General features: G+C 56.5%; 11 protein-coding genes. 10 read left to right on the top strand and 1 reads right to left on the bottom strand.

Going from position 1 to position 14038, the window contains the following annotated elements:
• Nucleotides 1-245: 245 nt before the first annotated feature.
• From HB631_RS14800 to HB631_RS14790, 3 genes are all read left to right on the top strand, one after another.
• On the top strand, nt 246-428 hold the full coding sequence (locus HB631_RS14800; protein ID WP_132922640.1) for a Trm112 family protein: 183 nt from the start codon (nt 246-248) through the stop codon (nt 426-428).
• The gene (gene kdsB, locus HB631_RS14795) at nt 425-1186 is read left to right on the top strand and encodes a 3-deoxy-manno-octulosonate cytidylyltransferase (RefSeq protein WP_213991941.1); all 762 of its coding nucleotides are present in this window, start codon (nt 425-427) and stop codon (nt 1184-1186) included. The genes HB631_RS14800 and kdsB overlap by 4 nt, the downstream gene beginning before the upstream one ends.
• Nucleotides 1187-1460: 274 nt before the next feature.
• A complete protein-coding gene (locus HB631_RS14790; protein WP_213991940.1) occupies nt 1461-2354 on the top strand; it encodes a YcbJ family phosphotransferase in 894 nt (297 codons plus the stop codon).
• On the opposite strand, the gene elyC is transcribed toward HB631_RS14790, so the two are convergent.
• A complete protein-coding gene (gene elyC, locus HB631_RS14785; protein WP_213991939.1) occupies nt 2346-3116 on the bottom strand; it encodes an envelope biogenesis factor ElyC in 771 nt (256 codons plus the stop codon). The two genes, HB631_RS14790 and elyC, sit on opposite strands and share 9 nt — an antisense overlap.
• A 153-nt stretch (nt 3117-3269) precedes the next feature.
• Between elyC and cmoM the strand changes: the two genes are divergently transcribed.
• The 7 genes from cmoM to HB631_RS14750 all read left to right on the top strand — a co-directional run bounded on the left by cmoM (nt 3270) and on the right by HB631_RS14750 (nt 13998).
• Nucleotides 3270-4055 carry a tRNA uridine 5-oxyacetic acid(34) methyltransferase CmoM gene (cmoM, locus tag HB631_RS14780; protein WP_213992087.1) on the top strand — a complete coding sequence of 262 codons (786 nt, stop codon included), beginning with the start codon at nt 3270-3272 and terminating at the stop codon, nt 4053-4055.
• Complete coding sequence (gene mukF, locus HB631_RS14775) at nt 4052-5374, top strand: chromosome partition protein MukF (RefSeq protein ID WP_213991938.1); 1323 nt, start codon at nt 4052-4054, stop codon at nt 5372-5374. The genes cmoM and mukF overlap by 4 nt, the downstream gene beginning before the upstream one ends.
• Nucleotides 5355-6092 carry a chromosome partition protein MukE gene (mukE, locus tag HB631_RS14770; RefSeq protein WP_213991937.1) on the top strand — a complete coding sequence of 246 codons (738 nt, stop codon included), beginning with the start codon at nt 5355-5357 and terminating at the stop codon, nt 6090-6092. Before mukF ends, mukE begins: the two co-directional genes overlap by 20 nt.
• Entirely contained in the window at nt 6089-10540 is a 4452-nt protein-coding gene (gene mukB, locus HB631_RS14765) for a chromosome partition protein MukB (RefSeq protein WP_213991936.1), read from the top strand. The genes mukE and mukB overlap by 4 nt, the downstream gene beginning before the upstream one ends.
• Before the next feature lie 214 nt (nt 10541-10754).
• Complete coding sequence (gene ldtD, locus HB631_RS14760) at nt 10755-12554, top strand: L,D-transpeptidase (RefSeq protein ID WP_213991935.1); 1800 nt, start codon at nt 10755-10757, stop codon at nt 12552-12554.
• Between the two features lie 182 nt (nt 12555-12736).
• Entirely contained in the window at nt 12737-13285 is a 549-nt protein-coding gene (locus HB631_RS14755) for a YcbK family protein (RefSeq protein WP_213991934.1), read from the top strand.
• A gap of 86 nt (nt 13286-13371) precedes the next feature.
• Nucleotides 13372-13998, top strand: coding sequence for an MBL fold metallo-hydrolase (locus HB631_RS14750; protein ID WP_213991933.1), 627 nt, complete (start codon nt 13372-13374; stop codon nt 13996-13998).
• Nucleotides 13999-14038 lie beyond the last annotated feature (40 nt).

Genomic DNA, 14038 nt, shown 5'->3' with positions numbered 1-14038 from the left:
TGTGATAGTTGTCAGTAAAATGTTAAAGCTTGTGATGTGCCGACACTGTTCAGCATTATTCCAGCGCTTTGCCATCACCATACCGGCGTCGACCGGGGCTGTTTTAGACACTCTCCCGACGCCACTCGACCGCTACTGCGGCACTATTCCGTTGCTATTCCGGCACTAGCCATTCCCGCCCGGCGGCGCATTATGCTATTCTCAGCCCCATCAACCCATAGCGGGTTATGTAAGCTGGAGGAAATATGGATCACCGTTTACTGGAAATCGTGGCGTGCCCGGTATGTAATGGAAAGCTCTATTTTAATAAAGAAAAACAAGAACTTATTTGCAAGTCGGATGCCCTGGCTTACCCGGTTCGCGACGGTATACCGGTCCTGCTGGAAAGCGAGGCCCGCGCAATGACCCTGGACGAGACAAATCAATGAGTTTTGTTGCTATTATCCCCGCACGGTTTGCATCCAGCCGTTTGCCGGGTAAACCGCTGGCGGATATCAACGGTAAGCCGATGGTAGTGCATGTCATGGAGCGTGCCCAGGAGTCCGGAGCGGAACGGGTTATCGTGGCGACCGATCATGCCGGTGTGTTTGACGCGGTCCGTCAGGCGGGTGGGGAAGTCTGCCTCACGCGGGCCGATCATCACTCCGGTACTGAACGTCTGGCGGAAGTGATTGAACGCTATCAATTCAAAGATTCCCAAATCGTGGTGAATGTGCAGGGTGACGAGCCCCTGATCCCGCCGGTCATTATCCGTCAGGTGGCGGACAATCTGGCGAACTGCGAGGCGGGTATGGCAACCCTGGCGGTGCCTATTCGCACGGCGGAAGAGGCTTTTAACCCAAATGCGGTTAAAGTGGTGATGGATGCCAAAGGGTACGCGCTCTATTTTTCCCGGGCGCCGATCCCCTGGGATCGTGAACGGTTTACGCATTCTCGTGAGCAGATTGGCGATACCTTCCTGCGCCATATCGGCATCTATGCGTATCGCGCCGGTTTTATCCGCCGCTACGTCGACTGGCAACCCAGCCGGCTGGAGCAAATAGAAATGCTCGAGCAGCTGCGGGTACTCTGGTACGGTGAAAAAATTCACGTGGCGGTGGCCAGAGAGGTGCCGGGTTTGGGCGTGGATACACAGGAAGAGTTGAACCTGGTGCGCCAGCTGATGCAACAGGCCACCCGCGGCTAACGGGGATTTGATTCTCGAAATATTGTCAACGATAAGCGGCGCTCAATGTCGCCGCACATCTCGCTTAATGCCGATGGCAAGCGGCGCTTAATGTCGCCGCAAGTGTTGCCCAATGCCGACGATAAGCGGTACTGTTAAGTCTTGTATGCCGCTATCGCCGGCCTTTTTCCGCTAAACCTTGATCTGAAACGAAGAATTTTCCCGGCGATGGCAGCATCATGGCGAATGTATATTATGCGTCCTTCCTTCTTATCTGGTTAAGGTTTTATCGGTCATGGAACAGTTGAAAGCGGAGTTAAGCGCTGTCTTGGGCGAGCCCCTGAGCCGCCTGGAACGAATTAGCGAACAGCCCTACGCACACCTTTACGCCATGTACGATAAAGAAGGGAATCCGCTGTCTTTGCTGGCTAAAAGTTATGTGTGCCAGGGCATCGCCCAACAGGAAGCCTATAAACTCTCCATGCTGGCCCGGGAAGGAGAGGTGCGGTTGCCTACCGTCTACGGACTGGTGGTTACCCAGCAGGCGCCTTATAAAGAACTGCTGCTGATGGAACGCTTGCGCGGGGTTTCAGTGGAAGCGCCTACCCGCACACCGCAGCGTTGGGAGTTGCTGAAAGATCATATCGTCGAATGCCTGCTGGCATGGCATCGCATTGACAGCCACGGCCTGGTGGGCACAGTGGACAGTACCCAGGATAATACCTGGTCGAAATGGTACGCGCAGCGTATTGAGGTGATTTGGTCAACCCTGCTGAAAGTCTCGGCCCCGTTGTTGACCCATGAAGATCGCAGTTTATTGTTTCGCACCCGTCAAAGCCGGGAAAAACTGTTCGCCGAGGATCCGGAGAATTGCGTGCTGGTGCATGGCAATCTCACTTTGCGCAGCATGCTGAAAGATCCCCGCACCGACCAGCTGTTGGCGATGCTCAACCCGGGCACCATGCTATGGGCGCCGAGGGAATATGATTTGTTCCGGCTGAGCGAAGACGGCATGACTAAAGATTTATTGTACCATTATCTCAGCAAGGCCCCGGTATCGGAGGCCTTTCTATATCGCCGCTGGATTTATGCGATTTGGGAAGCGGCGGCCCGCTATATCCACACCGGTTATCTGGATCGCGGCGTATTTGACCAGGCCGGCCCCGAACTGCGGCCCTGGCTAGATTGACCCCGTCCCGGTTATTCTCTGCCAGATAAGGCCGAGGGTTTCATACCAGGCGCGTTCGGTGTGCCCCAGCCAAAGCGCCGAAGGAAACACCCGCTCCCAGAGGTTCAACGGGCTGGTCACCGCCAGCTGGTTGGCCGGCACCGGTATCGGCGACAGACCTTGGGCCTGGAAAAAACGCATCGCCCGCGGCAAATGATTGGCTGAAGTCACCAAAAGAAAGGGTGACCTGCCCACCAGCGCGGCGACGCTGGTCGCTTCCTGCCCGGTATCCCGGGGTTTATCAAGTTTGACAATATCCCCGGTCGGTACCCCCAGGCTTTCCGCGACCCGCGCGGCGGTTTCAGCGCTGCTGACCGGATTACCCATCGCCGCACCGCCGGTGAAGACCATTTTTGCGCCGGGATGGTTTCGGTACTGTCTGATGCCTTCAACCACCCGCGGCAGGCTATTATTAACCAGATTTGAGCTCGGCGCCCAATGGGGGTTAAAAGTATATCCGCCTCCCAGCACCACCACATAAGAGATGCTGGTCCGCGTATCGTTGTAGGTGGGATAGGCGGCCTCCAGGGGAGCGAGCAATTTGTCCGCAATGGGTTGCAGGCTCAAAAGCAGTAGGCATAGCCAGCTCAGGGATACCAGGATTCGGCCGGTTTTCTGCCGGCGGCTGAACCAGAGTAGAATAAGGCCCGCCGCCATCAGCAGGATCAGCAGTGGTAATGGCGCCAGCAAGCCGCCGATTATTTTTTTTAGCGTGAAAAGCATCAAAAAACGCTCCGATTGGGTGAAATGTAATCAAGCAGGCGCGATCCGGCGCCATAAAGATTCATTCTAAGTCAGCCTGTGACAAAATAGTCGTTTCACGACGGGTTTATGGTAAAAACGCCTATCCCGAACGCCATGTCCGGAGCAGCGATGATGCAGGACCGCAATTTTGACGATATTGCCGAAAAATTCGTGGGTAATATTTACGGCACCACCAAGGGCCTGATCCGCCAGGCGGTGCTATGGCAGGATTTGCAGGGACTGTTGACGCGTTTGCCTCAGCGTCCGCTCTTTATTCTCGACGCCGGCGGCGGAGAGGGGCGCCTGTCCTGCCAATTGGCGGCTCTCGGCCACCGGGTACTGCTGTGCGATTTGTCCGCCGACATGATAGAACGGGCGCGGCAACAGGCGGAGCAACAAGGTGTGATCGATAACATGCAATTTGTACAAAGCGCCATTCAGACCGTCGCGCCCCATTTGGAAAGGCCGGTTGATCTGATATTGTTGCATGCGGTTCTGGAATGGGTGGCCGAGCCCAGGGATTTATTGCATAAACTCTATGAATATCTGGCCCCGGCTGGCGCCCTGTCATTAATGTTTTACAATAAGCACGGTCTGGTTATGCGGAATATGATCCTGGGGAATATTGAATTTGTGAAATCAGGGATGCCGAAACGAAAAAAACGCTCGTTAATGCCGGACCATCCCTGCGATCCCGAACAGGTGTACGGCTGGCTGGCCGACATGGGGATGACGTTCAGCGGCAAAAGCGGGGTTCGGGTGTTTCATGACTACCTGCAAAATAAGCAGCAGCAACAGGATGATTTTCCGGCATTATTGGCGATGGAACAACATTATTGCCGGCAGGAACCCTTTATCAGCATGGGGCGCTACATCCACGTCATGGCGCATAAACACCCTCTGAAGGATGAATTATGAGTGAATTTTCCCAGACTGTACCCGAACTGGTCGCCTGGGCGCGCAAAAATGATTTCTCGCTGTCGCTGCCCATTGAGCGACTGGCTTTTGTGCTGGCCATCGCTACCCTCAACAGCGAGCGCATGGACGGCGAAATGACCGAAGGGGAGCTGGTGGACGCGTTCCGCCATGTCAGCAAAGGCTTTGAACAAACCCATGAAACGGTAACGCTTCGCGCCAATAACGCCATTAATGACCTGGTGCGCCAGCGATTGCTCAACCGCTTTATCAGCGAACAGGTGGAAGGCAACGCCATCTATCGGCTGACGCCGCTGGGCATCGGCATCAGCGACTATTATATTCGCCAGCGCGAATTTTCCACGCTGCGCCTGTCGGTGCAATTATCCATCGTCGCCCAGGAACTGCAGCGGGCGGCGGAAGCGGCCGAAGAAGACGGCGATGAATTCCACTGGCACCGCAATGTGTTCGCTCCCTTGAAGTATTCGGTGGCGGAAATATTCGACAGTATCGATATGACGCAACGCATCATGGATGAACAGCAGCAATCGGTGAAGGACGATATCGCCGAGCTCCTGAACCAGGATTGGCGCGCCGCCATCGCCAGCTGCGAATCACTTCTGTCGGAAACCTCCGGCACCCTGCGGGAATTGCAGGATACCCTGGAAGCGGCGGGGGACAAATTGCAGGCCAATCTGCTGCGCATTCAGGACGCGACCCTGGGACATCAGCATCTCACCTTTATCGATAAGCTGGTGCTGGACCTGCAGAACAAGCTGGACCGCATTACCAACTGGGGTCAGCAGGCCATCGATCTGTGGATTGGTTATGACCGCCATGTGCACCGGTTTATACGCACCGCCATCGATATGGATAAAAATCGGGTATTCGCCCAGCGGCTGAGGCAATCGGTACAACACTATTTCGAGCAGCCCTGGACACTGACCTTTGCCAACGCCGAGCGCCTGCTGGATATGCGCGATGAGGAATTGATGCTGCGTACCGAAGAGGTCACCGGAGAATTGCCGCCGGATATGGAGTACGAAGAATTCAACGAAATCCGCGAGCAGCTGGCCGCAATGGTGGAAACCGCCCTGGCGGTATATAAGCAGCAGCGGCTGCCTCTTGATCTCGGTCAGGTAATGCGCGATTACCTGATACGCTTTCCCCGCGCGCGCCAGTTCGACGTCGCGCGTATTTTAGTTGATCAGGCCGTACGTCTGGGTGTGGCCGAATCAGATTTTTCCGGATTACCGCCACAATGGCAGGCAATCAACGATTACGGTGCTAAGGTACAGGCCCATGTCATCGATAAGTACTGAAGAAAACATGCCGGTTAAGCTGGTGAAAGCGCTAAGCAACGCGCTGTTCCCGGCACTCGACAGTCAACTGCGTTCCGGCCGCCATATCGGCGTCGAAGAGCTGGACAATCATGCTTTCCTGATGGATTTCCAAGAAGAGCTTGAGGGATTTTACCGTCGCTATAATGTGGAATTGGTTCGAGCGCCGGAGGGTTTTTTCTACCTTCGTCCACGCTCCACGACGCTTATCCCGCGTTCGGTATTGTCCGAATTGGATATGATGGTGGGCAAGATACTCTGCTACCTTTATCTCAGTCCCGAACGTCTGGCTCATGAGGGGATTTTTACCCAGCAGGAGCTGTATGACGAACTGCTCAGTCTGGCGGATGAAAATAAGTTGCTCAAGCTGGTTAACCAGCGTTCCACCGGCTCTGATTTTGACCGGCAAAAGCTGCAGGAAAAGGTCCGCACCTCCCTTAATCGCCTGAGGCGATTGGGCATGGTGTGGTTTATGGGCAACGATGCCGCCAAATTCCGTATCACGGAAGCGGTATTTCGTTTCGGTGCTGATGTGCGCAGCGGCGACGACCCGCGCGAGGCTCAGTTGCGGATGATCCGCGATGGTGAAGCGATGCCCATCGAGCAGGCATTATCCCTGAATGACGAGCAGGACGACAATGACGTAAACGGCATGATGAAGGACGGTATGTCGGATAGCGCCGAGGATGAACAGGCATGATTGAACGTGGTAAATTTCGCTCACTGACTCTGGTTAACTGGAACGGGTTCTTCGCCCGAACTTTCGATCTGGATGGGTTGGTCACCACCCTGTCCGGCGGTAACGGCGCGGGAAAATCCACCACCATGGCCGCCTTTATTACCGCGCTTATCCCGGATTTGACCTTGCTGCATTTCCGTAACACCACGGAAGCCGGGGCCACCAGCGGATCGCGCGATAAAGGCCTGCATGGGAAACTGCGCGCCGGCGTCTGTTACGCCGCCCTTGACGTGGTCAATTCCCGCCATCAGCGGGTGCTGGTGGGCGTCCGGTTGCAGCAAATCGCCGGACGGGATCGCAAGGTGGATATCAAGCCCTTCATGATCCAGGGTTTGCCCATCGCGGTGCAGCCCACGGAGATCCTGACGCAAATCGTCGGTGACCGTCAGGCGCGGGTGCTGAGCCTGCAGGAAGTCAAAGAGCGGGTGGAAGAGCACGAAGAGGTGCAATTCAAGATTTTCAATTCCATCACCGATTACCATTCCCTGATGTTCGATCTGGGAGTGATTCCCCGCCGCCTGCGATCCGCCGCCGATCGCAGCAAATATTACCGGCTGATTGAAGCATCGCTCTATGGCGGCATCTCCAGCGCCATTACCCGATCCCTGCGTGATTATCTGTTGCCGGAAAACAGCGGTGTGCGCAAGGCGTTCCAGGATATGGAAGCCGCGCTGCGGGAAAACCGCATGACCCTGGAAGCCATCAGGGTCACCCAATCGGATCGCGATCTCTTTAAACACCTGATTTCCGAGGCCACCTCTTATGTGGCGGCGGATTACATGCGCCACGCCAATGAACGGCGGGTGCATCTTGATCAGGCGCTGGCCCTGCGGCGCGATCTCTTCAGCAGCCGTAAACAGCTGGCGGCCGAGCAGTACCGTCATGTGGACATGGCGCGCGAACTGGCGGAAGCGGCGGGCAGCGAATCGGATCTGGAAACCGATTATCAGGCCGCCAGCGATCATTTGAATCTGGTGCAAACGGCTATGCGCCAGCAGGAGAAGGTTAACCGTTATCGCGACGACATCGATGAACTGACTTTCCGCCTGGAAGAGCAAACCGAAGTGGTGGCGGAAGCCAACGGGATACACCAGGATAACGAGGCCCGTCTGGAGGCTGCCGAGCTTGAAGTGGACGAACTCAAGAGCCAGCTTGCCGACTACCAGCAGGCCCTGGATGTGCAGCAAACCCGCGCCATTCAATATCAGCAGGCCTTGCAGGCGCTGGAGCGCGCTCGCGAACTTTGCCAGTCGCCGGACCTGTCCGCCGATAACGCCGAGCGCGAACTGGCGCTGTTCCAGGGTAAAGAGCAGGAAGCCACCGAGACCTTGCTGCAGTTGGAACAAAAGCTGAGCGTCGCCCAGGCGGCTCACAGCCAATTTGAACAAGCCTACGGGCTGGTGGTGCAGATTGCCGGCCAGACTCCCCGGGACGAAGCCTGGCAGGTTGCGCGGGAATTATTGCGCGACGCGGCCTCATTGCAACATCAGGCCGATCGGTTACAGCCGCTGCGCGGTCAGTTGAACGAGTTGGAACAGCGCCTGCGGGAACAGCAGGACGCACAGCGTCTCCTGACGGATTTCAGCAAACGTATGGGCACGGATTACCCGCCGGAGGAGCTGGACTCGGCACAGCAAGAGCTGGAAGCACAGGTGGAAACGCTGTCGGTTTCGGTGTCCGAAGCGGGTGAGCGCCGCATGGGACTGCGGCAGGAATTCGATCAGATTGCGCAGCGGCTGCAGTTGCTGACCCAGCGTGCCCCGGCTTGGCTGGCGGCACAGGATGCGCTGACCCTGCTGGAGGATCAAAGCGGCGAACGGCTTGAAAGCGGCGCCCAGGTCACCGAGTATATGCAGCAACTGCTGGAACGCGAGCGCGAGACGACGGTTGAGCGGGATGAAGCGGCCGGCGTGAAGCGGAGCATCGAAGAGCAAATCGAGCGCCTGAGCCATCCGGGGGGCAGCGAGGATTTACGCCTGGCTACCCTGGCGGAACGTTTCGGCGGCGTACTGCTTTCGGAAATTTATGACGATGTCACGTTCGACGACGCGCCGTACTTTTCCGCCCTGTACGGGCCCTCGCGCCATGCCATCGTCGTGACGGATTTATCCCGCATCCGCGACCAGCTCGATGGTCTGGACGACTGCCCTGACGATCTCTATTTGATTGAAGGCGATCCACAGTCGTTTGATGACAGCGTATTCGGTATTGAAGAACTTGAAAAAGCGGTACTGGTGAAGGTAGCGGATCGCCAATGGCGATACTCACGTTTCCCGGCGGTACCGCTGTTTGGCCGCGCCGCCCGCGAGAATCGCCTTGAAAGCCTGAACGCCGAGCGCGACGCCCTGGCGGAGCGCTATGCCACCCTGTCGTTTGACGTGCAAAAGCTGCAACGGCTTCATCAGTCTTTCGGCCGGTTTGTCGGCAGCCACCTGGCGGTGGCGTTTGAAAGCGATCCGGAAGCGGAAATCCGTGGATTGACCAGCCGTCGCGGCGAGCTCGAACGGCTGTTGAGCGATCATGAAAGCCAGCATCAGCAGCAGCGCCAGCAGTACGAATTGGCGCGGGAAGGATTAAGCCTGCTCAACCGGCTGATCCCCCGTATGAATGTCCTGCTGGACGATACCCTGGCGGATCGCCTGGAAACCATTCAGGCAGAGTGGGAAGAGGCGCAGGATGCGGTGCGTTATCTGCAAACCCACCGCACCGCCCTGGAACAGTTGGAACCGCTGGCTGCGGTACTGCAAAACGACCCCGAGCAGCATGAGCAGTTGCAGGCGGATTATCTCCAGGCGCAGCAAACGCAGCGCCAGGCCAAGCAGCAGGCGTTCGCGCTGACGGAAGTAGTGCAGCGCCGCGCGCATTTCGGTTATTCCGATTCAGCCGGCATGCTGACGGAAAATTCGGATCTCAACGATAAGCTGCGTCAACGGCTGGAACAGGCGGAAGCCGAACGCAGCCGGGCCCGGGACGGGCTGCGCCAGCATCAGGCTCAACTGACCCAGTTGAATCAGGTACTGGCCTCGCTGAAAAGCGCATTCGACGCCAAACGGGACATGTATCAGGAACTGACGCAGGAATTGCGGGATATCGGCGTACAGGCCGATGCCGAGGCGGAAGTGCGTGCCCGCGAGCGCCGCGATCGGCTGCACGCCTCTCTCGGTCAGAACCGCAGCCGCCGCAGTCAACTGGAAAAACAAATCACGTTCTGCGAGGCGGAAATGGACGGCCTGCAGAAAAAACTGAACAAACTGGAGCGGGATTATCACCAGATGCGCGAGCAGGTGGTGACGGCCAAAACCGGCTGGTGCGCCGTGATGCGGCTGGTGAAAGACAACGGCGTCGAACGGCGGCTGCACCGGCGCGAATTGGCTTATATGGAGGCGGACGATTTGCGTTCCATGTCGGACAAGGCTCTGGGCGCCCTGCGTCTGGCGGTGGCCGACAATGAGCATCTGCGGGATGTGCTGCGTTTGTCGGAAGATCCAAAACGGCCGGAGCGGAAGATCCAGTTCTTTATCGCGGTATATCAGCATCTGCGCGAACGTATCCGGCAGGATATCATCCGTACGGATGATCCGGTGGATGCCATCGAGCAAATGGAGATCGAACTCAGCCGGCTGACCGAAGAGCTCACCGCCCGTGAGCAAAAGCTCGCCATCAGTTCCCGCAGCGTGGCCAATATCATTCGTAAAACCATCCAGCGCGAGCAAAACCGTATCCGAATGCTGAATCAGGGTTTGCAGGCGGTCAGCTTCGGCCAGGTGAAAAGCGTACGGCTTAATGTCAACGTGCGCGAGGCCCATGCCACACTGCTGAGCGTGCTGAGCGAGCAGCAAGAGCAGCATCAGGACCTGTTCAGCAGTAATCGGCTGACCTTCTCCGAAGCCCTGGCGAAATTATACCAACGGCTCAATCCGCAAATCGACATGGGACAACGGACGCCGCAAACCATTGGCGAAGAGCTGCTGGATTACCGCAACTACCTGGAGATGGAGGTGGAGGTCAACCGCGGCGCCGACGGCTGGCTGAGAGCGGAGAGCGGGGCGCTTTCCACCGGCGAGGCCATCGGTACCGGCATGTCGATATTGGTGATGGTGGTGCAAAGCTGGGAAGAGGAGTCAAGCCGGCTGCGGGGCAAGGATATTTCGCCGTGCCGCCTGCTGTTCCTTGATGAAGCGGCGCGTCTGGACGCCAAATCCATCGCCACGCTGTTTGAGCTGTGCGACCGGTTGCAAATGCAGCTGATTATCGCCGCGCCGGAAAATATCAGTCCGGAAAAAGGCACCACCTACAAGCTGGTGAGAAAGGTCTTTAATAACCAGGAGCACGTTCATGTGGTGGGCCTGCGCGGATTCGCCAACGAACTTCCGGTGCCGGCCCCGGTTCCGACAAGGGAAGCATCCTAGACTGTCCCTCCTTGTTAACTGTGAGCACGTTTGTCAACAGTCCGAAGCCGCCGCGAGGCGGCTTTTCTCCTCCGGTTTCGCTCCGCTGAAAACTTTGTTAATTTCTTCGCAATATCCGTAACGCATATTTGGCTTTCTGCTTATATACTAAGGAAAAGTCCCATGCGAAAATAGGACGATAATAATTAACAATTCAGCATACAGGGGACAAAGGATGTTACTGACAAGTACTGTGGTATGGCGACGTACGGTGACCGGCTGCCTGCTGGTCTCGAGCCTGATTCCTCTTTTTGCCCCCCGTGCGCAGGTGGCAACCGCCCCCATACTGCCTGAAACCCATACGCTGGGTCACAGCGGCGCGGCGCTGGCGGCGATCCTGCCTGCCGGCATCAAACCTTTCTACGCCAGCCAGCTGGCGTCGATTTACACCGCCCACCACAACCAGCCCTTGTGGCAGGACCGCGACGCGGTTCAGCAGTTTCAACAGCAATTGGCGGAGCTGGCGTTATCCGGCGTTCAGCCTCAGTTTATTGTTTGGACGCAATGGTTAACCAATCCCCGCATCAACGCCATGGCACGGGATGTCATTCTTTCCGATGCGATGCTGGGATATTTGCAATATGTCTCCGGCGTCGATCAAAACGGCGAAAAGTGGCTGTTCAATGATGGCCCGTATGTGCTTACCCCACCGCCGGAGCTGGCGGTTCAACGTTGGATGCATGCGGTGCATGACGGCAGCATCGGTCGGTTTGTCGCCGGTCTGGAGCCGCAGAATCCTCAATATCTGAAAATGCACCAGGCATTAAAAACCATGCTGTCGGATAACCACCCCTGGCCGCGGCTGAACGGCAATGAAAGCCTGCGGCCGGGGCAACTCAGCGATGATATCCCGGCCCTGCGGGAAATATTGCGGCGCAGCGGCATGTTGACCGCGGTACAACCGCCGCCGGCCCCCACCGCGGATAATGCCCCCGCCGATCCCCGTACGCCGCCGCCGGTAACCGACGCGCAGCAAACAGTGGTGGTCAGCCCGGCCGCCGATTCACCTAAACCCTCCGCGTCCACGTCGGATCCCTCGGTCATCGCCACCGTCGATCCTCAGGATAAGGTTTTTGCGCCGGAACTGGTGGATGGCGTCAAACGCTTTCAAAGCTGGCAAGGATTAAATCCCGACGGTGTTATCGGCCGCCAGACCCGCGACTGGCTCAATGTATCCCCACAGGTTCGGGTCACCCTGTTGGCGCTGAATATCCAGCGTCTGAGGCTGCTGAACAATCGGTTTAACACCTTTATTCAGGTGAATATACCTAACTATTCACTGGTCTATTACCATCAAGGTACCGAGGTGCTGTCGTCCCGGGTCATCGTCGGCCGGCCAAGCCGAAAAACGCCGCTGATGCGCAGCGCGCTCAGCAGCGTGGTGCTTAATCCGCCGTGGAATGTCCCCACCTCTCTGGTACAAAAGGATATCGTGCCGAAGGCCATGCGCGACCCCGGTTATCTGCAACGCAACGGCTTTACCCTGCTATCGGGCTGGAGCAGCGATGCGGAGGTGGTTGATCCCGCCTCACTTGACTGGAACATGATATCGCCGACCCATTTCCCTTATCGCCTGCGTCAGGTGCCGGGGGCAAATAATGCCCTGGGGCGCTATAAATTCAACATGCCCAGTTCCGACGCCATTTATTTGCATGATACGCCGAACCATAACCTGTTCCTGAGCGATATGCGCGCCCTCAGTTCAGGCTGTGTCAGGGTGAACAAGGCCTCGGATCTGGCCAATATGCTGCTTCAGGATGCAGGCTGGGGCGATGCGCGGGTCAGCGCCACGCTTAAGCAGGGTAATACCACCTACGTCTCCATCCGCCATCAGATACCGGTCAACCTTTTCTACATGACCGCCTGGGTGGCGGAGGATGGTAAACCACAGTTCCGAACAGATATTTACAATTATGATAATGCCGTTAAAATCGGCGTGAAAAGCCTGCCCAATGCGGAACGGCTACTGCAATAAGCGGCTGAAGGAGTAAGAATTATTCCGGGGGGGGCAACCTCTGCCCCGACCGGTTAAAATGTGAGCCTTTGCAAACCTTGACAAACCGTGGGTTGACTGCTTCATTTTCTGCGGTTATGGTTCCGGACGGTGCGCTAATGTGCAATTCGTCTGTTTACCTATGCCAACTGGTTATTTTGCCCATGGATCCTATAAATCAACATCGCCGAAAATTATTGGCGCTAAGCTGCGCAACGATGGGTATCGCCCTCCTTCCCACAACCTCGTTCGCCATGCTATCCACCCCACGTCCACGCATTCTGCATCTCAATAATCTCAATACCGGCGAATCGTTAAAAACCGAATTTTTTAATGGTAAAGGGTATAATCCGGAAGAGTTGTCCCGGCTGAATCATTTTTTCCGTGATTATCGTGCCAATAAAATCACCAGCATCGACCCGCGTTTGTTTGACCATATCTACCGGCTGCAAATGATGCTTGATACCAGCAAGCCGGTACAATTGATTTCGGGGTATCGTTCCCGAGAAACCAACAACGAGCTGCGGGAACATAGTTCGGGTGTGGCAAAACACAGCTATCATACCCTGGGTAAAGCGATGGATTTCCATATTGAGGGTATCCAGCTCAGCAACGTCCGTAAAGCGGCTATGAAAATGCGCATGGGCGGAGTAGGTTATTACCCAAGCAGTAACTTTGTGCATATAGATACCGGTCCGGTAAGAACCTGGTAGGATGACAATGCTGTTATTCGCCCCGGTCCGTTGTCCGGGCCGTAACCAAGTTAAGGGTAGGCGTTTAATCGCATTTTCGGAGAGTTATGAAATACCATATTGTACCGGTGACGGCGTTTAGCCAAAACTGCTCGCTGATCTGGTGTGAAAAAACCGGGGAAGCGGCATTGGTGGATCCCGGCGGTGAGGCGGCAAAGATTGTCGCTGAAGTTTCCGCCAGGGGGGTGGCGGTAAAACAGATTCTACTGACCCACGGCCATCTGGATCATGTGGGCGCCGCGGCGGAGCTGGCCGCGCACTATGGCGTACCCATTATCGGCCCGCAGAGTGAGGACCGCTTTTTGCTGGATGCGCTGCCGGAGCAAAGCCAGATGTTCGGCTTGGAAGAGTGCCAGCCCCTTACGCCGGATCAATGGCTTGAGGAAGGGGAAGAAGTACGGGTAGGGGAAGAGCGTTTCGATATATTGCACTGCCCAGGCCACACGCCCGGCCATATTGTATTTTATAATCTCGATGCACATATCATCATGATGGGTGACGTGCTGTTCAAAGGCGGCGTGGGCCGCAGCGATTTCCCCCGCGGCAGCCATCAGGCGTTAATCAATTCAATCCGCACCAAACTCCTGCCGCTGGGCGACGACATTGCGTTTATTCCCGGCCATGGCGCCATGTCCACACTGGGTCATGAACGTTTAACCAATCCCTTTTTGTAATGTCGGCTCAGATCAGCTGAATTCGAGCAAAAAAACCGTC

Source organism: Sodalis sp. dw_96, assembly GCF_018449575.1.
In the GTDB taxonomy this organism is placed as follows: domain Bacteria; phylum Pseudomonadota; class Gammaproteobacteria; order Enterobacterales; family Enterobacteriaceae; genus Acerihabitans.
This window is presented reverse-complemented; position numbering and strand designations above follow the sequence as displayed.